This window comes from Pseudomonas sp. D4002 (genome assembly GCF_013385665.1).
In the GTDB taxonomy this organism is placed as follows: Bacteria; Pseudomonadota; Gammaproteobacteria; order Pseudomonadales; family Pseudomonadaceae; genus Aquipseudomonas.
The window spans coordinates 75,267-98,321 of record NZ_JACAPN010000017.1 but is presented as its reverse complement, the minus strand read 5'-3'; the positions used below and the strand labels follow the sequence as shown (position 1 = coordinate 98,321).

General features: G+C 58.9%; 25 protein-coding genes. 1 reads left to right on the top strand and 24 read right to left on the bottom strand.

The annotated features are described in order from the left end of the window. Positions 1–3: 3 nt before the first annotated feature. Genes HX824_RS10585 through HX824_RS10575 form a run of 3 tightly spaced genes read right to left on the bottom strand, consistent with a single transcriptional unit; the run spans position 4 to position 2,638 of the window. Positions 4–309: a hypothetical protein gene (locus tag HX824_RS10585; RefSeq protein ID WP_177051229.1), complete on the bottom strand. Its 306-nt coding sequence runs from the start codon at positions 307–309 to the stop codon at positions 4–6. Next, positions 306–1,661, bottom strand: a complete 1,356-nt coding sequence (locus HX824_RS10580) for an integrating conjugative element protein (RefSeq protein WP_177051227.1) — start codon at positions 1,659–1,661, stop codon at positions 306–308. Before HX824_RS10580 ends, HX824_RS10585 begins: the two co-directional genes overlap by 4 nt. Further along, the gene (locus HX824_RS10575) at positions 1,661–2,638 is read right to left on the bottom strand and encodes a TIGR03756 family integrating conjugative element protein (RefSeq protein ID WP_177051225.1); all 978 of its coding nucleotides are present in this window, start codon (positions 2,636–2,638) and stop codon (positions 1,661–1,663) included. Before HX824_RS10575 ends, HX824_RS10580 begins: the two co-directional genes overlap by 1 nt. Here HX824_RS10575 and HX824_RS32535 point away from each other — a divergent pair. Next, positions 2,637–2,765 carry a hypothetical protein gene (locus HX824_RS32535; RefSeq protein WP_256127447.1) on the top strand — a complete coding sequence of 43 codons (129 nt, stop codon included), beginning with the start codon at positions 2,637–2,639 and terminating at the stop codon, positions 2,763–2,765. The two genes, HX824_RS10575 and HX824_RS32535, sit on opposite strands and share 2 nt — an antisense overlap. A 93-nt stretch (positions 2,766–2,858) precedes the next feature. Here HX824_RS32535 and HX824_RS10570 read toward each other — a convergent pair whose 3' ends face one another. The 21 genes from HX824_RS10570 to HX824_RS10470 all read right to left on the bottom strand — a co-directional run bounded on the left by HX824_RS10570 (position 2,859) and on the right by HX824_RS10470 (position 22,995). Beyond that, positions 2,859–5,600 carry a conjugative transfer ATPase gene (locus HX824_RS10570; protein WP_177054526.1) on the bottom strand — a complete coding sequence of 914 codons (2,742 nt, stop codon included), beginning with the start codon at positions 5,598–5,600 and terminating at the stop codon, positions 2,859–2,861. After that, on the bottom strand, positions 5,600–6,019 hold the full coding sequence (locus tag HX824_RS10565; RefSeq protein ID WP_177051221.1) for a TIGR03751 family conjugal transfer lipoprotein: 420 nt from the start codon (positions 6,017–6,019) through the stop codon (positions 5,600–5,602). Before HX824_RS10565 ends, HX824_RS10570 begins: the two co-directional genes overlap by 1 nt. After that, positions 5,982–7,490, bottom strand: coding sequence for a TIGR03752 family integrating conjugative element protein (locus tag HX824_RS10560; RefSeq protein ID WP_177054525.1), 1,509 nt, complete (start codon positions 7,488–7,490; stop codon positions 5,982–5,984). Before HX824_RS10560 ends, HX824_RS10565 begins: the two co-directional genes overlap by 38 nt. Further along, complete coding sequence (locus HX824_RS10555; protein WP_177051217.1) at positions 7,480–8,286, bottom strand: TIGR03749 family integrating conjugative element protein; 807 nt, start codon at positions 8,284–8,286, stop codon at positions 7,480–7,482. Before HX824_RS10555 ends, HX824_RS10560 begins: the two co-directional genes overlap by 11 nt. After that, complete coding sequence (locus tag HX824_RS10550; RefSeq protein ID WP_177051216.1) at positions 8,283–8,924, bottom strand: PFL_4703 family integrating conjugative element protein; 642 nt, start codon at positions 8,922–8,924, stop codon at positions 8,283–8,285. Before HX824_RS10550 ends, HX824_RS10555 begins: the two co-directional genes overlap by 4 nt. Further along, entirely contained in the window at positions 8,921–9,322 is a 402-nt protein-coding gene (locus HX824_RS10545) for a TIGR03750 family conjugal transfer protein (protein WP_177051213.1), read from the bottom strand. Before HX824_RS10545 ends, HX824_RS10550 begins: the two co-directional genes overlap by 4 nt. 7 nt (positions 9,323–9,329) lie before the next feature. After that, a complete protein-coding gene (locus HX824_RS10540) occupies positions 9,330–9,707 on the bottom strand; it encodes a TIGR03745 family integrating conjugative element membrane protein (protein WP_177051211.1) in 378 nt (125 codons plus the stop codon). Positions 9,708–9,722: 15 nt separating this feature from the next. Continuing rightward, positions 9,723–9,962, bottom strand: a complete 240-nt coding sequence (locus HX824_RS10535) for a TIGR03758 family integrating conjugative element protein (protein ID WP_177051210.1) — start codon at positions 9,960–9,962, stop codon at positions 9,723–9,725. Next, the gene (locus HX824_RS10530; protein WP_177051208.1) at positions 9,949–10,284 is read right to left on the bottom strand and encodes an RAQPRD family integrative conjugative element protein; all 336 of its coding nucleotides are present in this window, start codon (positions 10,282–10,284) and stop codon (positions 9,949–9,951) included. Before HX824_RS10530 ends, HX824_RS10535 begins: the two co-directional genes overlap by 14 nt. A 196-nt stretch (positions 10,285–10,480) precedes the next feature. Then, on the bottom strand, positions 10,481–10,984 hold the full coding sequence (locus HX824_RS10525) for a hypothetical protein (RefSeq protein WP_177054524.1): 504 nt from the start codon (positions 10,982–10,984) through the stop codon (positions 10,481–10,483). 4 nt (positions 10,985–10,988) lie between these two features. After that, positions 10,989–12,221, bottom strand: coding sequence for a hypothetical protein (locus tag HX824_RS10520; RefSeq protein ID WP_177054523.1), 1,233 nt, complete (start codon positions 12,219–12,221; stop codon positions 10,989–10,991). Beyond that, positions 12,218–12,709, bottom strand: a complete 492-nt coding sequence (locus HX824_RS10515; RefSeq protein WP_177054522.1) for a response regulator — start codon at positions 12,707–12,709, stop codon at positions 12,218–12,220. The genes HX824_RS10520 and HX824_RS10515 overlap by 4 nt, the downstream gene beginning before the upstream one ends. After that, a complete protein-coding gene (locus tag HX824_RS10510; RefSeq protein WP_177054521.1) occupies positions 12,706–16,011 on the bottom strand; it encodes a hypothetical protein in 3,306 nt (1,101 codons plus the stop codon). Before HX824_RS10510 ends, HX824_RS10515 begins: the two co-directional genes overlap by 4 nt. Before the next feature lie 372 nt (positions 16,012–16,383). Beyond that, a complete protein-coding gene (locus HX824_RS10505; protein ID WP_177051198.1) occupies positions 16,384–17,112 on the bottom strand; it encodes a TIGR03747 family integrating conjugative element membrane protein in 729 nt (242 codons plus the stop codon). A gap of 34 nt (positions 17,113–17,146) precedes the next feature. Continuing rightward, positions 17,147–19,273: a type IV conjugative transfer system coupling protein TraD gene (traD, locus tag HX824_RS10500; protein WP_177051196.1), complete on the bottom strand. Its 2,127-nt coding sequence runs from the start codon at positions 19,271–19,273 to the stop codon at positions 17,147–17,149. A gap of 9 nt (positions 19,274–19,282) precedes the next feature. Then, complete coding sequence (locus HX824_RS10495; protein WP_177051194.1) at positions 19,283–19,702, bottom strand: integrating conjugative element protein; 420 nt, start codon at positions 19,700–19,702, stop codon at positions 19,283–19,285. After that, entirely contained in the window at positions 19,699–20,253 is a 555-nt protein-coding gene (locus HX824_RS10490) for a transglycosylase (protein WP_177051192.1), read from the bottom strand. Before HX824_RS10490 ends, HX824_RS10495 begins: the two co-directional genes overlap by 4 nt. Continuing rightward, positions 20,235–20,954 carry a TIGR03759 family integrating conjugative element protein gene (locus tag HX824_RS10485; protein ID WP_177051190.1) on the bottom strand — a complete coding sequence of 240 codons (720 nt, stop codon included), beginning with the start codon at positions 20,952–20,954 and terminating at the stop codon, positions 20,235–20,237. Before HX824_RS10485 ends, HX824_RS10490 begins: the two co-directional genes overlap by 19 nt. 10 nt (positions 20,955–20,964) lie before the next feature. Beyond that, positions 20,965–21,636 carry a hypothetical protein gene (locus HX824_RS10480; protein WP_177051188.1) on the bottom strand — a complete coding sequence of 224 codons (672 nt, stop codon included), beginning with the start codon at positions 21,634–21,636 and terminating at the stop codon, positions 20,965–20,967. Beyond that, entirely contained in the window at positions 21,633–22,148 is a 516-nt protein-coding gene (locus tag HX824_RS10475) for a PilL N-terminal domain-containing protein (protein WP_177051186.1), read from the bottom strand. Before HX824_RS10475 ends, HX824_RS10480 begins: the two co-directional genes overlap by 4 nt. Before the next feature lie 130 nt (positions 22,149–22,278). Then, a complete protein-coding gene (locus HX824_RS10470) occupies positions 22,279–22,995 on the bottom strand; it encodes a hypothetical protein (RefSeq protein ID WP_177051184.1) in 717 nt (238 codons plus the stop codon). Between the last annotated feature and the right edge of the window lie 60 nt (positions 22,996–23,055).

Sequence of the window (23,055 nt, the reverse complement as noted above, 5' to 3'; positions counted from 1 at the left end):
ACCTCACACGCGAGCCAGTTCGACCAGGATGATCGAGCTGAAGCCAATCAATCCCAGGCGCTTTAGCCGTTGCTGGTCCACAGACGCAGGCCGCATGCGTAATGCAGCGGCCCAACCGGTGAAGATCAGGATGTACAGCAGGACGCGCCACCACGTGAAGTAGGCGACAGTTGCCCGCGCTGGTTCGAGCCAATCCAGGTGGTTGGCGGGCAGTTGCAGAGCCATCCAGGCAATCAGCAACATGGCCAGCATGGCGCCGAGGATCAGCAGCACGTGGGCGATCATCGACCTCACAGAAATCGGCATCATGGCGTGCTCCCTCCCTGTTCAGCCCGACGCAGTCGATCCGGTAGTGGGTCGCGCTGATCAATGCTGCGTGAGGCGTCGGCGCCTCCGGCGTGGCGATCGAGGACCAGGCTGGCGGTATTTGTGGCCAGCGACTGGCGTACCTGCAGCTCGGTTTGCAGCAGGCGGATCTCCCGTTCCAAGGTTTCGACGTTGCTGTTGAGGGCGGTGGTGGCGGGCTGGGCCGATGCCACGTTCGGTTCGTGGCTGCCGGCGAACAGCGTGCGCTGTAGCAGCATCGCCTTGTAGATCACGCTGGACAGCGCGGTCTCACTGGCCAGGCGCCGGGCCAGCAAGTTTTGGTCGGGGTCATCGCGCAGCCCCTCGATGACGCCGCGGGAGACCTGTAACAAGGGGCTGGAGACCTTGCTGAGGTTCTCTGGGGTAGGCTGGTCGGCGCCCGAGACCATGCGCTGCAGGCCTTCCAGGTGTTCCGTGTAGGTTTCCTGTATCAGCGGCGACAGGCCCGTACCGGCGGTGACGCGCAGCGTCTCGCAGTCATCGCACGTTTCCACCTCGGTTTCACCGAGCACTCGTGTGGCCCAGCCCGAGGCTTCCTCGGGACTCGACCAGGCTTGGCAGATAGCGCCATTCTGGCAAGCCGAACCGAGGGCGGAGGTGTCCTCGACGGCCCGGTTGTGCAGCAGGTTGTAGCCGGCCTTGACCACGTCCGAGGTCACCCGGATGGGCTGCTGGCCGTTGCCGCCGGCTTTCTCCCCGCCGACCCAGCTAACGCCGTTGTTGCCGTTGTTCGATTCGGTGTCCTTCACCGCCATTACGGCATCGCCGCCGGACTGTTCGAGGTTGTGCTGCATTTCCTGATTCTGAGCCAGTGCGCCCCAGCCGGCCTGGTCGACCTTGTCGGCCATTTTCGCGGCCATTGCCTGGCAGGTGAGTTTGGAACGATCGAAGTCGATGCGCCCCTGCAGCACGCCATTGCTCAGCAGCTCATACAGCCCGGGGTTGGCGCGCTGGATGATCATTGCCGGCAGCGACATGACCGCCTGTGTGGCGTTCTGGATGACATTGCCCATGATCTGCTGGAAGCCCTGGGTGGCGCCATTGAGCTGGTTCTGCAGGGTGTTCGAGAGGTTCATGTTTCCGCACATCATGTTGGCGCGCCACGACATGCCCACGCCGAGGCCATTGGGGCGGTAGAGCGAGGAGGGCGCACCGGCTGCAGAACCGCCACCGATGGTGTACATCACGCGGTCATCCAGGACTGGCGCCTGGTCACCGAGGTGGTAGCCGTTCTCTGCGGTATGGCCTGCGGCACACATGAGGAAGCACACCAGTCCGAGCGCGAGATTGTTCATCATTGGCCTCCATCAAAGTCGATGCTGAACAGAAACGTCTGACCCATACGCTGGCAGCAGCGATAGGGCCTCCACAGCGACCAGGCATAGGCGCCGTCGGCGCTCTGGATCGTTGGGCTAGGGAAGATGGCGCAGGTGTTCTGGATCACCGGGACCAGCAACTGCCAGCGGTGGTTGTTGACGTTGTTCTCCATCACCGGCTGGGGTGGCCAGTAGCCGGGAGCCGGCATCGGCTGCAGCGGTAGATAAACGTGCGGCTGGCCGGCGCGGGTGATGAAATCGCTGGCGCGCTGGGCCATCACGGCAGCTGCCTTGAAATCATCGGGCTGCACCAGAAAACCGTGTCGCGGATACACGCTGCCCCACATGTCCCCAAGTGCCTGGTTGCCGATCTCACGCATTCCCGGGACCAGTGCCTGCGGGAAGACGGATTCGGGAACGGCCTGGCGCCACGCCAGCGGGTCGAGTGTGCTGAGGTAGTAGGGCGCAAAGGGCACGGCTCCGCTTGGGCAGGCATAGCCGAATGTATGCGCCAAGGCCGTCAGGGCTGCCCCGCCGGGATGGCCAATGCCGTCGACATTCTTGAACCGGAGCAGGTTATCGCGCTGCGGCGAAGGCGTGATCAGGTTGCCACCCCCTTGCGACGCCGGCGTCGGCGTCGACAGCGCCGACATCTCGCTCCAGGGATTGCTGCCGGTGTCGGCATAGCTCGATACGACCAGCTCGGGAATGAAGTGACGGATCTTCGGTGAGGTTCGCACCGTGCAGCTGAAGGGCGTACAAAGCAGCCAGTAGCAGATGCCGACGACTCGGTACTCCAGGCACTGCATCGATCCGACGGAGGCGATGATGGTAGGCGTGGTCAATGCCAGACACTGCTCGGCGGCCACCAGCAGAGCAGCGGCGGTGAAGGCACGGCCACGGCGAGCGTTTCTGGATTTCGGCGCTTTGCTTCGGGTGAAGGCGGTGACGTTCATGGGCAACGCTCGGCAGGTGGCAGCGGTGTGCATCCGTGCGCCAAGTTTCAGCATCCCGGATCCGGTGCTGGAGGAGGGCGGACAAACCGAGTCCGGGGTGATCGGTTTCGTCGGGCGCTCGATTTAGCGGCGCGAGATGAGCAAACTGCCAGAGGAGTACAGATATGCTCTTTCCGATTTTTATTCAGCAGAGTGGCTCGGATAGCCCTGACGGTGTCGTTCACGAGATGCCGCGCAGGCGATCAATCTCCGCCGCGACCTGCAGGGCGGCTTCCAGCTCGGACTGCTGGTGCTCTTCCATCAATCGCCAGCGCTGAGCTTTTTCCTCGGGCTCGGTCATGGCCAGCGCGAGGTACAGGCTCGGTGGTACCGCGCGGAACAGCGTCTCCAAGTTCTTCGACAGGACCACACCCTCGGTGTATTTGCCCGAGGCCTTGCTTGCGGAGAGCAGCAATGCCTTCTGCGCCGGCGTGAGTTTCTTGAAACGAGCAATTTCCTCGATTTCCGCTGGCGGCATGTTCAAGCAGATCCACCACTCAATCATGTTGAGCATGGTCTGCGCCGCATCGGGCAAGTCGGCCATGTTCTGCGTTGCCAGCCAGAACCAGGCGCCCAGCTTGCGCCACATCTTCGTGCCCTTGACCACGAAGGGTGCCAGCAGCGGGTTCTTGGTGATGATGTGGCCTTCGTCGGTGACCATGATGATCGGTCGCCCCAGGTACTGATCGCGCTCGGCGATGTTGTTCACCGCGTTCATCAGGCTGATGTAGCTGATCGACATCTGCGCCTCGTAACCCTCACGGGCGTACGTGGCAAGGTCGACGATCGTCACGTCGCTCTCCGGCCAAGGTGTGCCAGGCCGGTCGAATAAGGCACCTTCGAAACCTTGGCAGAACAGGTCGATGGACTCGGCCATCTCCTGTGCGCGCTCGCGGCGTTTGTCGGGCAGGTGGGTGTCGCTGGCGACCTTATGCAGGGCATCGCGGACATGCCGGGTTAGCACCCGTTGATCAGTCGCCGCGCAGTGGCGGGCGGCATCGAGGATGCACTCGCGGATCAGGCTGCGGTCTGCCCGGGTCAGGCGCGCCTCTTCTTTGGCTTCGCCACCGGTAATCATAAGCCGCGCGGTGATCTCCAATTCGCCCAGCACGTCGCGCTGCTCGTCACTGTCCGGCGCGGCCTCATCCAAGTCTTCGGTCGACAAGCTGGCGACCTGGTCCGGATGTTCGATCAGACGCCGGGCATGGGCAAAGGGCGCGAGGCTCACATCACTGCCCGGTTTGAGCTGAATCTTGTTGACGGATAATCCGAGGGTGGCGAAATAGTCGCCCTGTAGGCCGAAGGAGTTGCCCGCTTCGACGATGAACAGCCGCGGCCGGTACACGGCCATGACCTGCATGAGGATCGAGACCAGGGTGGCCGACTTGCCGGCACCGGTTGGGCCAAACAACAGCAAATGGCCGTTCATGGAGCGGTCAAAGCGCGACAGCGGGTCGAACGACAGCGGCGCGCCACCGCGGTTGAAGAAGGTAATACCCGGGTTGCCGGTGCCGATGCTACGTCCCCAGAGGGGCAGTAGGTTGGCGACGTGCTGAGCAAACAGCAGCCGGGTGTACCAGTTGCGTGTGTCCCGCGCCGGGTTGTAGACCATCGGCAACCAGCGCAGATAGCTGTTGCACGCGGCCACTTCATCGCCCTCGCGCACCGGTTGCAGGCCAGCGCCGAGCAGGACGTTGGCGGCCTGGACTGAACGCTGGCGCAGCTGCTGTTCATCGGCACCGCGCAGGTACAGCGCCAACGTGCCGCGGTACAGTTTGTGCTGGCGGCCAATCAGCGCGCGGGCCTCTTCCACGTCCTGGCGGGTCTGGGTCGAGGCGAGGTTCTCGCCGATGGCTTTGCGCGCCAGGCGGTTGAGCTGCTCTTCGAGCACATCTTGTGGTGTGATCACCAAGGTCAGGCTCATGATCGCCTGCTCGGGCAACTGATCGAATAGGGCGTTCAAGGCTTCGCCCTTGCGTGTTTCGCCGGTCAGTTGGCCGATATGCGGTGGCCTGCGTAGCTTGTCGACCACCATCACGGCGTGGGGCTGTTGATCGAAGTACCACAGACCCTGCTCGCTATCGGAGCGCGGTTCCTGAAAGAACAGCCGCTCGGCGAAATCGTGGTCGAACGGCAGCGGTAGCTCTTCGCCGTCATCCCCTTCCGGATAAGGCACGCGCCGAAAGAACGCGGCAGGGGATTCGCTGGTGAGTGCAGGAGCGGGATTGAACCAGGGCAGCAACCAAGCGTAGAAATCGCGCCCGGTCAGCCGCCGAGGGCTGACCCCGCAGGCCTGCAGCGAGGCCACCAAGCGGTCGCAGGTGCGGTTCAACAGCTGAACCGGGCTCTGCCCATCCTCGTCGGCCTGCTCTCCGAGCCAGCGGTAAACCACCAGGCGAATCCGCCGGTTGCTGCCGCGCCACGGCAGATGAGACACCACATGGTCGTCGAACAGCCCACCCGGTTTGCCGACGGCTTCAAGGTGACGTTGCATCGACGCGAGGAAGGCCTCGGTGAATGGCGTACCTCGCGCGCGCGGCGCGATGTAGCGCTCCAGGCGTTCAAGGCACGGGGCAAAGTCACTGTCGTCCTGGCAGAAGAACTGCACTACCCAGGGCGCCTGGTCGAGCTCGTCGAAGCTGTCCTGCAGCGCGTCTTCCAACGCGTCGCGCGCAGCCATTAGCCATTCGGGCTCGCGACCCTCGGTACCGATCGGCTGCAGCTCGAACACGGCGCCCACCGAACGGTTGTCGTCGAGCAGAAAACACTGCTCATCCTCGAGGTATTCGACCCAGGGCAGATGGTCGGCAAAGCTGGGGTTGTGCGCGTACTGGGCGGCCTCGTCGGCCAGCGTGGCGCGCCGACGCTGTGCCTCGCGCCAGGGCCTCCAGCGTAGCGGGCCGCGACTCGCGTCATCGGCCATCACAGATCGTCCAGGCGCTCGCCGGGCAGCGCGTACTGGACCTTCTCGTACAGCGGGAACACGGTCGAGTAGCCTGGCACCGGCGTCTGTTGGGTACCGGCCAGATGCGGGTAGACGTACATGACCAGGTCTGGGTTGGGCAGACGCGGGAACTGGGCACGGATCTCGTTGGCCGCCGTGCGCGTGTAGGCGCTCTGGTCGTTGATCAGGCGCTCGGGATCCAGCACCGGTCGACGCAGTTCGCCACGCGCCTCCAGCAGCTGTTGCTGAGTACCGACCGAGCCACTGCCGTTCCAGATGTCCAGCATGGTGTGATCGCCGTGGGGCAGCATTTCCTCTTTGCTGGTGGAGCAGCCGGTCAGGTGCAGGCCGAGCAGCAGGCTAATCCAGATCCAGTACCGAGACGGATGGGCTTTCATGGTTCACTCTCCGGCCTTTGGGTTCGTAGTCGATGCTGATTTCGTGGTCCAGGTGCAGAGCCACCTTGGCCCCAGGGGGCACGTAGATGGCGGCGAAGGCTTCGCCGTAGAGCTTGTTGATCCACTCACGGATGTCGCCTATGCCACCGCTGATCACCGAGTTCAGCGCGCTGTTGCCGTTGTTCTGGGACAGGCCCAGACTGCCGCTGGCCGAATTGATGAACGAGGTGTTGGTCTGCTCGCTGCCCAGGACTGCAGCGAAGCCGGCGCCAGCTGCGCTGATCAGGCTTTGGCTGCCCAGATACTGCTGGGCGTTGGAGCGGCGCTCGCCGGAAATGCAGGGAATGCCGTAGGGGTCGGAGATGTAGCCCAAACCGCCGCGGATCTTCTCGGTGTCCGAGGTCTGGGTGCTGCTGCGATTGCGGCTGACGACCTTCTGCGGCTGCGGTACGGTGCGCACGGTACCGTCGCTGAAGACAAAGGTGATCGACTCGACCTGGCCGCGCACGCAGGACAACGTCCATTCACCGGCGGCAGTGCCGCTCATGACCGCGCCGACCACGTCCGGCAGGTCGATGCCGTTGGCAGTGAGGTTGTCTGGCCCCACCAGCACTTTGAACGGATAGGGATCGTTCACGGTGCCGTCCACCGGCACCCGGCCGATGAGCGCGGTCATGGCGATCGAGCCCATCAGCGTCGAATTCTCGGGGATGGTGTAGACGGGCCTGGCGCCTTCGGTACGGTCCTGGGCGTTCTCCAGATCACGCTCGCCTTTGGCGACGGCACGCAAGCGGTCCTGGCCACGGTCGATGGCATTGTTGTCCAGACCGTGCAGGTCCTTGAACTTCGACGTCAGCGACGACAGCGGTCCGTCGGCTTTGCCGGTGTTCTCTTGGCCGGCGCGGGCATTCGATGGTTCGATCCACTGCACCACATCTGCCTGCTCCTGAGCTCCTGCAAACTGCTGCTCGTCTCCCGGCTCAAGACCGAATCCCGCAGGAACATCCGACTTTGCGGCTGGCTTGCCGGTGAGCTGGTCCTTGAGCCTGGAGAGCAGCCCCTGGGTCTCGCGGTGCTGCTGCTCGGCTTTCTGTCGAGCATCGTTGGCCTGCTGGCGCTGCTCGGTGACCTGTTGGGTGACGCTGCTCAGCGTGCTCTGGATGCGCGTGTCGATGTTGCCTTCGCGCGTGCGCAGCCGGTTGTTCTCGGTCTGCAGCGCATCGTTGCCTTTCTTCAGCGTCTGCATCTCGCTGCGCATCGTTTTGACCTGACCAATCAGCGTGGCCACGGTGTCGCGCGGGGTGTCACCGGCGATGCCCAGGGCCTTGGCCTGTTCCGCAGTTAGCGTGGCCTTGTCCGGATCGTGAGCGGGCTCGCCGTCCGGCGTGGCCACCCAGGATTTGACGATGATCAGCACGATGCCTAACAGGACCCCAGGTACCAACCACTTGAGCAGGCTGTTAGCTTTCATGATCGGCAGCCTCCGGTTTTGGCGGGGGCAACAGCAGCGCATGCTTCAGGTCGCCGCCGCGGGTGACGAGGTAGGCCACGGTGGTGTCTTCAGGCGTACCGGTGAGACCGAGGTCCGCGTGCTGGAAGGTTGCGGCGTACAGCGTGGCTTGTAGGTGACGCGGGTCAAGCGCGACCTTGCCGGGGCCGCGGTTCACGATCTTTACTGCCGTCACCCAGTAGTCGCCCAGCCGCCAAGCCGCGAGGGTCTTGATCGACACCCGCTCGGTCGGCAGCAACATGCTGAACGCGGCGGAGTCGCTCAGCGGCACCCGCCGCACACCGGGCAGTGGCGCCACGGTACGCAGCGGTGCGTAGAGGTTCTGCGCCGCATAGCGCGTGAGCACCACCGGTATCGGGGTTGCTGAAGGTGCTGCCTCCTTCGCAGCTTCCACGTCCGGTGTCGAGACCTGGGCCACGATCTTGACCGGCTCCAGTGCCTCGCTACCCTCGAGCGCCTCGATGTCGATCAGGATGATGTCGCCTGACTTCACCGACTGCAGTTGCAGCCGGGTAGGGGGAAGGGGTTCTGCGGCGCGCAGATACACCGTGCCGCCGACGGACTGGACGCGCAGCTTGCCAGCGATCGCACCCGGCACCCCTACGCGGACATCCTCATCGAGCATCAGGACTCGCTCCTGGCCTACCGTAAGTGGAACGGCCAGCGGCAGGCGATCCCAGTATTTGACCTCGACCGCACTGACTGCAGAACACCAGCCTGCGGCTACCGCCAGAGTCATGATCAAGACACGCATCATCCCGCACCTCCAGGCAGCATCAGCTTCTGCGGTGTGCCTTCGTAGCAGTCCAGGGCCAGGCCCCACTTGTTGTGCTCGGGGTCGACGTCGAAGCGCACCACCCGTAGCGGATACCGCACCACCACGCGTTTCACCGGCTCAGCGGCGTAGTACTCGTCAGCGTTGAGGTCCAGCTTGACCAGCCAGCTGTGCTTATCCAACTGCTTCACCCGCAGGCCAGGGTCGTCGCTGTAGCCGCGGCCCAGCACCTCGTATACGCCGCGCACCCGGCCGCGCAGTTCGCCGGCAGCCTTGCGGTACTCGAAGTCGCCGTCGAAGAAGGTCTTGCACGCCGGTGTCAGATAGGGCTGCAGGGCGAAGATCGCGCGGTGGTAGTCGACCTCGCCGTCGGTGGGCCAGCGGTTGAGCTGGCCAAAGATGTACAGCGCGAAGGCGTAGATGTTTTCTGGCGGTACATCCCACCATTTACGTGTGCTGCCGGAACGTAGATCGGGCGGCACATGGATGGTTAGCTCGGAAGGCGAGGACTGCCAGCCGTACCAAAGCCCGCAGCACAGCAGTGCCAGGATCGAAACGGCCAGACGCAGGCTGAAGATGTGTGCCTGCTGCGCATCCACCTTGTTGCGAAAGCGGCTCATGGCGTAGCCCTCGCGTGTCGACGCGTCCGGCGCACTGTCCAAGGCCCTGAGTGCAGGATCAAATGATGAGTGCCAACACCCCAGTGCACTGCCAGGTGCCACTGCAGACGTCGGTAAAACCAGGTTTCGGGGCGGGCGCGCTTGGCTCGGCGCATCAGCTTGCCGCCGCCCAGCAACACCAGCGCCATGCAGATGAACATACAGGTGGGGAGGGTAGCGATGGAGGAGGTGGCCACCGCCAGCGGCGCGCCGAGAATCACACCCAGGCCGGCGCCGATGATCAGCGCGACCCACATCTCGTCGTTGGTGAGCCCGCGCAAAACGGCCGGGTCACGGTTGAGGCGCTCGGGGAGGAAGGTCAGCGTGCCGTCAGGCAGGGTGGCAGGGGCATCGGACATGGTGACCTCACAGGATCGTCGCGGCTTTGGTGAGGAACCACAGGATCACCACCACCAGCAGCGCGCCGACGCCGACCACGGCGCCGAGGTCCTTCCAGGTCTTGCGCTGGTTTTGCACGTCGGCGTAAACGGTGAGCGAGTGCCAGGCCACGCCAAGGAAGGCGAGGGTAGCAATCAGAAGACCGAGCAGAATGCCGCCGTCGTAGGCGTAGTTCTTGATGGTGTCGATCAGTCCCGCCCCCTCGCCGCGGGAGGGCGCTTCCATGGTCGGCAGATCGGCCCAAGCCAGCGTCGAGCTCAGCAGCACCAGGCCACCGAACAGCACTTGCGTACAGGATCCCCGCAACAATGTGAGCGGGCGATGGCAACGACGAGAGAGATTCATAGCTAGATCTCCTGATTACGACAGCATGAAAAACATCAACACGATCAAGGCGAGGGCCAGGCGCAGCGTGCTGCCGCCGAGCGCGCCGAAATTGAGGTTACCGGCCGCCCAGCCGCGGTAGCCGGTCCACAGCGTCCAGGTGCACCAGAGCAGCGCGAGCACCAGCACCGATGAGCGCCACAGCACCGAGCTGAGCTGTGGGGTAAACCCGGCCACGGCAGAGAATGCGCTTAGTTGGGCGTCAGTCATGCTCATTGGAAGTACCCGAGTGAGGTGCTTCAGCACGGTAATCACCGGTCAGCTCGACCAGATCAGCTGGCTGCGCGCGGGAGGGGGATAGGTAGTTGTGGACGCCTTGACGCACACGCTTTAGGTCCGCAGCGAACCGTAAATAATCGAAGCGATACCGGGCACTATCTGCATCGGTAGCGCTGCTATGTGCTCGTTCTGCCAACTGTTGGATGACCATTATCTGCCGTTGTACAAGGCTTAGGTCCAATTGCTCGTGAGCTTCAGCTGCTGAGGTGGGCAGCATCACGATGCAGCTAAACAGCAGGGGATAGGCAGAAAGTGTCATTGTTGAGAGTCCAGCTGACGATTTGGTGTCCAGCGTGATTTATCAACAAGGCCTTAGCCTGAATTAATTGGATTTCGAAATGATCAATTTAAAGTAAATTGGCCGAAAGAGTCCCAGTGATATTGGTGCGTCCGGTTAAGGCCGCTGCAGGAGAAGCCCATTCAGCGGCTTAGAGCTTGTTGCGGGGTGAGTGGAATTATTGGCCTTTTAGACAGTGTGTGAGGCTTGATGCAATGCCATGCAGGTCTAAGTGAGGTGCGAAATTTCTAATGGCAAAGAAAATCCCTATAAGACCTACTGTAAGGAATGAGATTCTGAAGCATCTGCCATAAGTCCATGGCGAGTGTAACAGTAAAATATTTCTATTGAGTTGCGTATGGTCCTCGGAAAAGATGCTTTCAATAGGGAGAGCAAAGGTGCTTTCTATTTGGACAATCACGTCTTCTGATTTTTTTATCATGACAGAAACTCGTTGATCCAGCTTCCAAAAAATGAAACTAACAAGACTCAAGAAAGTGCCTAAGGCTCCGCCTGCGAACGAAAGCGTGTCTTCTTGAGTAACGCAGGCGCCAATTCCTGCTGCTACAAGCCCGGTGATTATCAGATAAAAATTGAAGACGGTCATTCTTTGCTGCGCGTGAAGCTGAAAGAATCGCCAAGCATTCTCCAAGGAAATTTTATATTGTTCGCTATTATTCATGATGTTATCCGAAGAATCGATTGCCATATCTGTTGATAAATCTCTCAAGTACTTTGGCGCTTGCAAATGCTGCATAACTTTGAGCCTCATCTCTTTTGTCAGGATCAGCAAAATCACAAACGCCCTTGATCGCAAAGGTTTTTGGTTGTACACCGCTAGTACTGAACGCTGCCGCGTAGAGACCATAGATTTCCATTTCCACACCAAGCAGGTCACGCTGTTGGTCTTTGATTTCCTCAATGGTGATTCCGTCTGCAAGTACAGCTGATCCGGACGCGACCGGTCCAATGCGTAAAGTTGTCTTGAACTTGCAATCTGCTGCGAACATTTTCGGAAGTTCTGAGAAGAAAGCTCTGTCGGATCGAAGCTGCTCGAAATGTGATCGTACTCGGTGGTCTGCGGGTAATTGATGAGGGGCTATTGAAAATTTTCTTGTTCCTGCATCAATTACTCGCTTGCCGCTTTGGAAGTCCCAAGCAGGGTCTGCAAAGAGAACATCACCTAGGTCGGCTTTGCCTCTGACTCCGGCACAAATTCCGGTCATTACAAGAAGTTTAGGTCGTAGAGAGTTGATGACTAATAAGCTTTTTATGGCTGTAGAAATCATGCCCATTCGAGTTGCAAATGTGGCAGCAATAGTTATTTTTTTTCCACCAAGCATAAGCCAGCCGTCGTTAACGAACACGGAGTCGTCGATCGGTCGGGATGCCTGCCAATTCCAAGGGAGCTTAAGAATTTCTTCTAGCTCTGGATCTTCAAGGGCGCATATTATAGCTAAATCAATTGTCGTTTGGTTGGTTTCAAGTGGTTGCGTATCCCTGTTAGTATTCAAGTATCTAATGCAGTTAGCAATGCGATTCATCCATGTATCTGATTGCGGGCTGTAGTTTACAATTGCCCAAGTATTTTCATCAAACTTGTCGCTCGCGGCATGTGCGGCAGCTTTGTCAGAAGTAATGCCTATGACCTTTCCGGGTTTCTGAATCTCCTCGTCCATATGAATTCTATGTAGCAAATCTAAAGAATAGGTGTGCGATGTGGCTTGGTTGTAATTGTGCAGTGGAAGGATGATGTCCAGTATTAGAAGGTCGTAGTATGTGGATTCGAGTTCTGATGCCGCGTCGTCAGCGCATACTACAAATGTAATGTTTTTCGCTATGTTGATATCAATGCTTTTAATTTCCTCCAGTAAAGGCTCATATCTTGCTGGGTGGTCATCAGCTATTAATATCTTCATTTGCCGGAATCCTGTGGAAGTTTAAAATCCTTTAATGCTACCTTTAACTCATTTTTCCAGGTGTCGTAAGTTGAGTTGTAATGCAACACACTGTGAAGAAGCTGGGGGAACTCTTCTTTCAGCTCTTGTGTTATTCCAGAAATATCAACGCTTCCTCCTTGGCGTGGAAAAGCCTCATATCCAGTAATTACAATAACTGGGCAAGATATGCCCGAGAACTCCATGTTGCGGAGTATTTCTATACCACCGAAGCCTTGCGGGCGCCCCCCTGCCTCGCCTCCAGGTATATCAATGTCCATAGTCGGTAAGGACATATCGAGCAGGATGAGATGGGGGATGTCCCCTTCCAGAACATCCAAGGCGGAGTTAACTGACTTTGCATGTTTGATGGCCATTGGCATGCAAAGGCTTCGAAGGAAAAGCTCTATCTGTGTTATTTTTGGTGTTTCGTCTTCAACTATTAGGATTTTCAGTTCAATGTCGGTCATTTGGCTTCCGCTGCTTGTCGAGTTTGCACGAGGAAGTTGTAAGTTACTTGCATGGAGAACTTGCCATTCCGGTCGAATCCGAACTTTAATCTGCCTTTGCTTGACTGGTTGACTACCGCGGCAATTTTGTATAAGCCGCTGCCGCCTTCGGTTTTGGTTTTAGTGTCATACTCCTGTCGGTCGATCTTGGTACGAATTTCGGATAGCTTTTTCTCAGCACTAACCCTTGTGCTAGGCTTTGAGTTACACTTTACACTAATAGTAAATGTCCCTCGGGTGGAGTCCATCTCAATTGTGATTTCTATCGTCGGTTGTTTGAGGCCGGAGTGTACTCTGGCGTTATCAAGCGATACAAATAGTACGTCGTGAAGGAATACCAACGTGCTTGGCATGACTTTGGTGTCATTGTTAATGCAGTTTGTTTTGATTTTAGGGTCGAAGCCGCGTAAGCATTTTTTGGCAGCTTGAATCGAAACTTCTAGCGCTTGCTCGATATCAAACGTTTTTTGTAATGCTTCGCTGTCATTGATCTTGTGAAACCAGCTGGTAGCATCGTCCAGCGCCCGCTGAACATCAACGGAACACTCGCCTAGAGCTCTATCAAGTTCGTGCTGAGCATGGCCGTTCGGAACAATTCGTTTGATGCTCGCTCGGAAATCATCAAATATGTATGTTATTTTAGATTTAAGGTCCTCTGAAAGGAGCTTTCGCGCCTCTCGCAATGACTTTTCAAGATAGGCCCATAGAATGCTAATGAATCCTTTTACGAAGCTGCTTAGGTCACTATCCTGTAGCAGGATCCGTACTACAGGGATTATTTGGGGGCTAACTTCTACGTGGAAGAGCCCTAATGGGTGGTCCTTTGAAAGAATCTGAAGTTTTTGATCTTTTGCGTCAAGTAAAGCTTGGTCGAAATTGGTCGAAAATTTTTGAAATTCATTGCCAAGGTTGCGTAGATTGTCTTTGTTGCAGTCGCTAAACCGCCCTAGCCATACTTGGTTGTCATTGTATCGTTTGTCATCGTCTTCTTTTGTTGTTATCAGGTTCTGCAGTTGCAGTGGGCCTCGGATTAGTCCGATGAATGACTGGTGCCTGATGCGCTTGCTTAAGTAGTAGTCCAGGCCGAATAGTGGGTTGTTTAGGAATTCATTGCTGATCTTCGTTAGCAGGGAATATAGAACAGCATCAGCTTCGTCAAAGCTGGATGCGCTGTTCGGTAGTTGCCCGTCAATCAGTAGTCCCTGCATCACATCGTCGAACTCTAGTGTAGTGATGACCTGGGCAAGATCTTTGTAGCGGTAGAAATCTTCCTGAAGCTCACGTGTTGCCCAGCGCGCTAGTGCGTCGACGTCTACATGGATGCGAGTGCCGTCTACAATTCTTTGTCCAGCTTCCAAGATTTGCCTATTGGTGATCTCGTAAATCTCAGACTCATATTCATCAGCATTTGCCGCATCTAAAACGCGCAAGGCGCTGCAGACATCTTGCCTTTGCTCTAAAATTGCTGCAGTTGTGGAGACTACGCGCGCTTGATCAATCAAAGAAGGTATGCAAGCGTTTTTCAGGAAATATACTAAAAGATGCTTGGGGATTATCCCTTCTAACGAGGCAAGTTTGGCGGGATTTCGGATTTCTTTTCGCCTGATGATCTGCCCAATCTTGAATCTTAAGTGTGAAGCGGTTGAATCACTTTCGGTGATGTTCCAAAGCATATATAGCGCTGTGGGCGAAACCAGCATGTCTGTAACATAATCAAAGTCGCGAGTTGAGTAGCCTGAAAGGGTGTTTTTAATGGGTATTAAGTTTAACCTACTTTCGCAGTAAGACCCTTCGTGCGCGATTAGGCGGATAACTTCGTCTTTGTTTCCCTCAGCATAGTGGGCATGTAGAACTATTGGGATGCTGAGGCCAGGGATTGTGCTACTCGTACTTTGCTCTTCAGGTGCGAGACTTAGAAGCGCCAAGCAGAACTCTCGGTTCGCAATATGCCCGCATGCATTAAAGATTGAGGCTGAGTATCCGAGGTGTTCAGAGTCCTCCAATGGGTTTCTTAGCAAAGACCAGCAGTCGGAGGTTGGGCTACCCGTTTTGCTAGGGTAGTTTTCAAGTAGATCTTCGCTACCTAAGAATGGGGTATTGAGTGAAGGCAGACTTGGCTGCCATACTTGATCAGGATGATCTCTATATACAAATTTTATGAATGAACGAATAGCCGCAGCGAGCGGGAGGCCGCAGAGGTTGGTCGTCATTTTTGAGAGTGCAGAAATAGCTTCTAGTGACGTTTGGTCTTGTCTGAGCATTTTACCTATTAACTTGGGGATTGACTGTGAAATTGATGATATTGATTTGGCCTTGCGCTGTGAATGAAGCACCCCAGAGTAAATAAGTGACCAGGCATCTGTCTGATGGGTTCTCCGCTCTTGACCGAATATTCTGGCTGCCTCGACTAAGTCGCCATTTAAAAGACAGTCGCTGCCTTGCTCATTCCGAATGGGCAGGCTGTGTGATGTATCGCTTATATTCAGGTGTAAACAGGCTTTCTTTATGCGGAAGTCATGTATTCCTTTGATCCTGGAAAGCGCCGACCTGATAAGGTTTTTTAAGTCATTATTGTTGCTCGAGATGGCGTATTGAATTAGGCTGATGAAAGTTTCATAAACGTCTACTAGGGAGTGGCTTTGTTCCACTCTTAGAACATCAGCAATCTCATCGTCTGCTGTTGGCCACTCACCCAACATTCGATGAATCATGTAAGTTTTAACAGCTGGACTGTATTTTGAGTGGTTGCTGATTCGTGAGCTTATGTCTTCCTTGAATTTTTGTATGCCAACGCGGTCTTCATTCCTGACGCTTGTGTTGTATGCGATGAAATTTAATAGGCCGTTTTTGTATATGGATCTTACTTCGGAGGTATATTTTTTTTGCTTCTCAAGTCCTCCGGCTGCGTTTTCTAGCGCGATTCGTAATTGAACTGACCAAAAGCTGGACCCGATAACTTCGTCAAATTTTTTTAGCACTTCTATGCTTTCGTCGATGTATCCGATAGTCCATAGCTTCTCAATTACTTCAGCTGTTCCCCTAAACTGATTAATGATTTCAAAATCTTCGCTGACACGCGCGACAATCCAAAATACCTCTCTTTCGAGCGTGACCAGTGGAGCATCAATAGAAACCCCTTCTAGTTCATCATAGCCTGTAGGAAATCTCGAAAGCTCGGGGATCTGTTGTCTTATTTGGGATGATGCCCATGACAAATATTCTGCGAATGTAGATATGTGTAGTGCGGCTCGCGCCTCAAGCATGATGTTGCGATAGTTGCTTCTAAACTTAAATGACTTCCCAAAGCGACGGTTTTTCTCAAATTTTTTTGCCTTGAAGTCTGCAAGGATTCCCCTGAACTTATGCTGGCATCGGATGTGAACTTTTTAACTTTCACTGACTAAATCCATTTTTTCTGCCGTTATGTTCATGAGGTAAGATTCGCGATGATCTCAAGATGGCAGCTATGAGGTATTCGCCACTTCTTGATGGTCGTAGCTTAACGCTGTCATGGCATTTTGCCTATATCCTAAGCGCTCAGACATCTGATTTGAATTACTGCCTGCTTAGGATGGGCGCGTAATTGTGGGGTGGGGACCCGCGGTAAGGATGGACGCAGCAGGAGAGCCGTCGAGTCACAGGTATTTTTTGAAGGTTGAGGCGGTGATCATGACCATAAAACCGAGGAAAGCAGCACATGGCAGTAAGACCCAGTTGGGGTTTAGCGACCAAGGCAGTGATAGGTAGATGAGCCAAGGGCTTACCATGGATGGCAGTAATGTCCGCTTAGCCCGATGATAGACAAAACTACTTTCGCGGTCGGCGCGAAATTTTCGGAGGTCTCGGCGCATCAGTCCATCGACCGTACCGGTGATAATCGCAAGCAAGAACAGAGGCATGGCCAAGGTGAGAACGGCTAGGCGCACCACGAAAGTAAAGACCGTAAACAAGCCAGCCAGCAGATAGTCCTGTATCACAACGTAGACTTGTGCCAACTGCCCCTGCATTGACGCTTCTCGACTGAGCAGCTTCAGCTGGGTATCGAATTGCGCCCACCCGGACCGCTCTACGACCCAGTCGTTCAGGCGTTCGAGTACCTTCGCCGTCGCTTGCGCTGGTTCTTGCACAATCAGCGAACTCTTGAAATGGGCGCTGAGCCAGCCCAGCTCGCTCAGCCACATGGCATGGCTGTGATGCCAGCCCTGCTCGGGCCAGAACCACAGCATGCCTGCAAACTCAAGCAAAACGGAGAAAATCAGCGAAGCGAACAATAGGCCGAGCAGTCGCAGACACAGCTCGAGCATGCCGAAGATGAGCCCCGGACTCCGCTGTGGAGGAGGTGAGCTGGCTGGGGTGGTAGGCATACAGGCTCCACATTCTCGGTTGCTGAGGGCGCGCTTACGGGGTGTGCCTGCGCCCGGGTGGCGCCTGCTCCGGATTGAAATCGACCGTCGGAGCACCTCCGGTGGTGCCCCACCAACTCCCCGCATTGGCGTTGTAGGACTCGCGCATGCGCGCAGCCAGGGTCTGCAGATCCGCCGGCATCGCATCGTCGCTAGCCGGTTTCGGTAGCGGTATGCGCACCTTCCACAATTGTCCGCCTTCCTGAAACGAAAACATCTGCCCCTTGGGCAAGGCGATGATGTGCGCGGGTTCAATCAGCGGCACGGCGGTCGTGGTAACCCGGTCCTGCGAGGAGGAGGTGAAGTCAGTCCGGGCATCAGGATCGGCGGTATCCGTCGCGCCGGAGACCAGGGTGCGGGTCTGCACGTTGACCTTGGGCAACTGGTTGGTCAGCAGTTCGGCGGTGGCGGTCTCCCGTACCCGTAGCATCTGCAAGGTGTTGAAGTTGCCGATGACCTGGCCGGCCTTGGCCCGGTTGCCGATTCGCGCCTCGATGTCGCTCAAGGTCTGGGTGTAGGCAGTGACTTGGATTCCGGCGCCACCACCTTTGTTGATCAGCGGAATGAACTCGTCGCCCATCAGCTCGTTGAACTCGTCGGCGTGAAGGTTGATCGGCACCCTGTCCGCGGCGCTGGAGGATCCTGGCAGACCATGATCGATACCGTGTTTGTAGATATGGCCAGCGACGGAGACCAGGTCGGCAAACATCGAGTTACCGACAGCGGCGGCCACCTCAGCATCGGACAGCGCATCCAGGCCAACGTAGACGATGCCCCGTTTGCGGATGACCTGCAGCCAGTCGAAGATCGGCCGCGGATCGTCGAGGTCGTTGTAGTTGGGGGCGAGCAGTTGCGCTGTCTTGCCGCTGGTGAGCTTTTCCAGCAGCGGCAACAGCGAGGCTACGATCTTGTCGAAGTAGGTGCGGTCGTAGCGCACCGCCGAGCGCAGGCCGTCCATCACTGGATCGAAGATGCGCTTGGCGGTCAGGTACTGCTCGATGGCGACCACGCGCTTTTCTCGGCCGACCATGTGCCGCGGGATATTCTTTTCGTTCAGGCGACCTTCGATCTGCACGATTGCTTCCCAGGCCTGCGGATTATGGCGGGCGAAGAAGTGCTGAGCGTACTCGATGAACAGCGCATCGATGTTCACCACGTGCCGCTGGATCTGCAGGTAGTCAGGGCGCCGGCCGAGCTCGATCAACGCTCGGGCGATGATGTTGACGAAGCGCCAGGCGAACTCGCGAAACGCCGCCGAGTTGCCTTCGCCGCTCAGTTGGCCGGCGATGCGGGTGGCGACTTCGGAAATGCGGCCGAAGCGGCCGATGGCGTTGTAGCGAGCGGAGATCTCCGGCCAGCCCAGGTGGAACACATAGAATTCATGCTCACGACCGGCGCGGCGCGCTTCGACGTACATGCGCTTGAGTAGGTCAGCATCGCCCTTGGGGTCGAATACGATGACTACCTCCTGGCTCGGCCGGTGGATATCCTGGGTGATGTACACCTCGGCCAGGCGTGTCTTACCGACCCGGGTGGTCCCCAGCACCAGGGTGTGGCCGACGCGCTCGCCCAGCGGCAAGCTGGCTTCCTGTTCCTTTGGCTCGACGCCGTGCAGCAGTGGCGAGCCGCCCACCGGCGGCAGTGGCCGCACCGGATTGAATGGGCTGTCCCAGGCGGTCAAGCGGGGCAGCATTGACAGCCCAGGTGGGGCCTTCTCCAGCAGATGTTCCATCCGCCGCGCCCACTGGTGGGCGGCCGACTGATTGACGTAGCGGGCCAGCGCCGGATCCTGCGCCTCGAGCAGACGCTGGGTGTGCAGGCGGGTCCAGCGAAAGCCGCGGCCCATGAACAGGCGCTTGCCGCTCACTGGAATGTGCCGACTGGTCAGCGAATAGCGCGGCAGGCGGCGGATATTGCGCCGATAGCGCAGGACGATCCGCGCCTCATTGAGCCGCTTCAAGCCGAACGCGGTGTAGGCCAGGGCCATGCCTGCCCCTACCTCGGGCGACAGCGCCACCGCCCAGGGCGAATGCAGGCACAGGGCGCCGGCACCGGCGCAAATACCCACGGTGTAAAGCTCCACCGCAGGGCGCAGCAGGGACTCCATCGCATGTTCGCCCATGGTTCACCCTCACTGTTCCAGGCCGGTGGACGTGACCAGCACCGGGTAATGCTGCAGCTCCAGGCGTTCGGCGATGTCGTCACCACTCACCGGCCAGATGTCCAGGCCCGGGGCTACCGCCTGAATGCGGCGCAAGGCCCGGGCGTCGGCCACTTCAACAGCCAGGCCGCTGGCGCCCAGGTCCTGCAGCCTCTGTGCATGCTGGGTCAACCATTCCAGAGAGGCGGCGTCGTGCCCGACCAGGAACAGTGGCGTGAACCCTGGTAGGTTTAAGGTCCTTGGCGACACGGCACCGGGCGATAGGCGTGTGCTGTGTACGGGCAGGGCCCACGTCAGCGCGCGGGGATCGGGCCGCTGGCTGGGGGCCCCGAGCGCGCCAACCGGCCACCAGAGACAAATACACAGAGTTACCCAGCACTGACGGCTCATGGCCGTGGCCCTCTCGGAGATGCCACGACTGCCTGAACCCGCTGCCAATGCTGGCTGAACTGTCGGCGGTACTGCGCTGCGGGTTTACCGCCGGCAGGACGGTGATAGCGGCCTGCTGCCACGACCCAGTCACCGCTGTCGGCGTAGTGGGCGCGCAGCAACTCGGCAGTCACAGCCAGGTTGGAGCGCGGGTCGAGAGCATCACAGGCACTGCGGTAGCGATCCGGGTGGTAGCCGAGGTTGGTCTGACCCAGCCCGACATCGATTCGCTTGGTGTCGTGGCGGATCAGCGCCTGCTTGAGTGCAGTACACGCCTCATCACGGCGGGCGAAACGCTGCGGTGTGCCCGCGACATTCAGGGTCCAGGGCCAGGGCATGAGGTGACCCCGCAGCGGCGTGCCGCTCTCTTGGAGGGCGATGGCGAACAGCACGGAAGCGGGGATGCCGGCGCGTGCGGCGGCCAGTTGATACGCAGGCGGCGGCAGCGCGTCGGCGTGAACGGTCGTGGCGCAGGTCAAGGCCAGCGCGAGGATCAGTCGATGCGCTGCCATTTCCCGTCCACCTGCTGGTAGCGCGCCGGTAAGGGGCGGCTGGCGCCCAGGGCGAACCAGCGGCCACGGTCATGGTTGAGAGTGACCTGGCCACTGCTGACCTGGGCGGGGGTAATGCCCGCCCCCCGAGCCCACCGGCGTAGACGCGTATCGTCACCTTGGCTGCCGACCAGGTACACATCGAGGTGGGCGCCGCTACGCAGCCACTGCTGGGTGTTGGAGACGCAGGGCGGGCAGCGTTCCTCCACAAACAGGGCAAAGCGGCCAGCAGGGGTAGCCGCTGGATCGTCGGCCATGCCCTGCACGGGCAGCATTCCCGGGAATAGTCGCGCCCAGGCGGCGGTGTAGGCTTTCTGGTAGGCCAGTTCGCGCTCGGCGCGCTTGGCTTCGAGACGGACCTGCAGCTCGGCGTAGCGTTGCCGTTCCTGGTCCGAGTCGGCTTCCACCCCGAGGGTGGTGAGCGGATCGAGCTGCGGCGACCAGTAGTGGCGGGGTCCAGCCTGCAAGCGCTCGAACTTGGCCCATTCATCATCCGTCAGCCCCCAGGCCGTTGCCCGCGCCGCAGCGGATACCTCCCGATCCAGCAGCGATTGTTCGCTGAACTGCGGAGCCGAGTCGACCAGTTTTGGCGCGCTCCACGCCACTCCTGTGAACAGGCAGCTGGGAACCAGAATAAACGAGAGAATGGAGAGCCTAGCCATACGCACCTCGTCACGGCAGGGGCAGTGTGTGGTCGCCATGCCCCGGGACATGGAACACCACCTGGTCTGCGCGGATCGCGCGCAGTTGCCAGCTGTTCAAGCTGTCGCCAGGCTGCAGCAGGTGCACGGTCGTCAATGAATGCGCACCTGAGGGCAGGGCGGCCACGAACCTGAGGTCACCTCGGGTCTCGATCCCGAGCAAGATGAAGGGCGGTGTCAGCGCCTTGGCCTTGGCTTTTTCACCCGTGGAGGCCTTTGGCTGGGTGTTGGCGGCCGCAGGCACAGAAGGGCGGGCCGACAGTTTCTCGAGCGTGGCCTCTGCCGCAGCCAACCGTTGTTCCAGCGCCTTCAGATCGTTGCTGCTTGGACCTGGCGGTGCCGCCTGGAGCGTCTTGAGCGAGACGGCCAGCTCACCCTGTTGCTGGCCGAGGGCGGCCTGCGCCGCAGTGTGTCTACCTTGCGCCTCGCCCAACGCCAACACCTGCGGCTGCAGCGTCGTGAGCCGGTCGGCCAACGTATCGATATCGCGACGCAAGGCAGGCGCTGGGTCGGCCGGGGCGTTACGGGCCGCAGCCTGAAGCTCGGCCAGTTGCTGATGATGGTTGTACGTTTCGGCGGCGAGCACGGCGGCGCCCAGGCAGAGGGCACCGACCACCAGGGCCTGAAAATGGAGGACCTTCATGGCGTGAGCTCCAGGGTCGAGAAGGGTGGAGCGGGCGGCGGCACGCGCAGGGCATAGCATATGGTCCGATCAACTGGATCGATGTCGAGTCGCCAGGCCGGGCCGCCGATGATGGTCAGGGCGTCCAGCAGCGAGACCGGTCCGAGCTGGTGCTGAACCGCGGGCAGAGGGCGACGGAACAAGCGATCCACCCCAGGGCTATCGGCGCATAGCGCGTAGCCCGAGCGTTGCAGCACGTGACGCAGGGCTTCACCGACGGTGGCGTGCAAGGCTGGCGCGATCTGAACGTTGACCAGTTGATACAGCGGTTGGCGCTGCTCCAGCCTGGGTCGGGTGGTGACGAGGGTGTAACGGTCCTGGCGGACCCAGGCCGGAAGCTGGGTTTTCGGCTGCGTCGAGGCCGCCGGCAAGGCGGGCGGTGCTGCGGGTTCCGGGGCCGGAGGCGGTGGCGGCGTGCTGCAGCCCGCCAGGGCGATCATCAGTCCGAGGGTGGAGAGTGTGGGTGTGTGCATGACCGTGTCTCGACAAATGTTGCCGATACGATGGCGAAGGCGTGAGTCGAGTCCCCACTGGAAAACCGAATCTGGCCTGCCAGATTTTCAGTCGGCCACCACAAAAAAGGCGCCCGGGAGGGCGCCTTGATTAGTCTTCGTTGTAGAGCGGTAGCTCCGCCATTGGTGCGGCGTCAGGGTCAAAGATCAGCAGGCGGGTGTCTGCCTGGCCTGCCAGCATGAGCAGCTGGAGTAGCACCGGCGGGACATGGTCATCGCGCATGCGCGCACAGACTTCGCTGGCGCTCCAGCCGATCCTGCTGGCTTCATGTGCCGCTACCCAGGGTGTCGAGTACAGCTTGCACCCCACGGCATGGTTGCTGTTGAGCTCGAAGCACTCGAAGAAGCCCGCTGGCGAGTTGCACCAAGTGCACACCTGCAGGAACTCGAACTCGTCTGCGGGCAGGTGCGCGCTGCTGATCTCCCAACTGCGGCTGTAGTGTCCGGTGGCAAAGGACAGTTGCTCGATTAGGTCACGCGCAGCCTCGACGTTGCCGAGGTCGCCGATATGCATCGGGCGTCCGAGCTGATTGCCCATGATCTGGTAGAGCACCGTGTTCACCAGACCGTCGGCGGGGCAGCGCATGCGCACAAACTCGGGCACGCACACACCGTCGGTGATCACCGCGACGTCGTCATCGAATAGACACGGCTGCAGGGTGATGGCTTCGTTGGGTAGCTCGTTCTGAGCCGGATGCAGCGTGCGGTAGCACGGCGGGCAATCGTCGGCATAGCTGATCTGCAGGACGCGCTCATAGCGCAGGTCTTGGAAACCGCGAAGAAACGGATTGGGCAGGGAAGGGTGCATGGTGGTTCTCCGAAAACGCCGAGGCCACCCCGAACGGGCGGTGACCTCATGGGCAAGGTG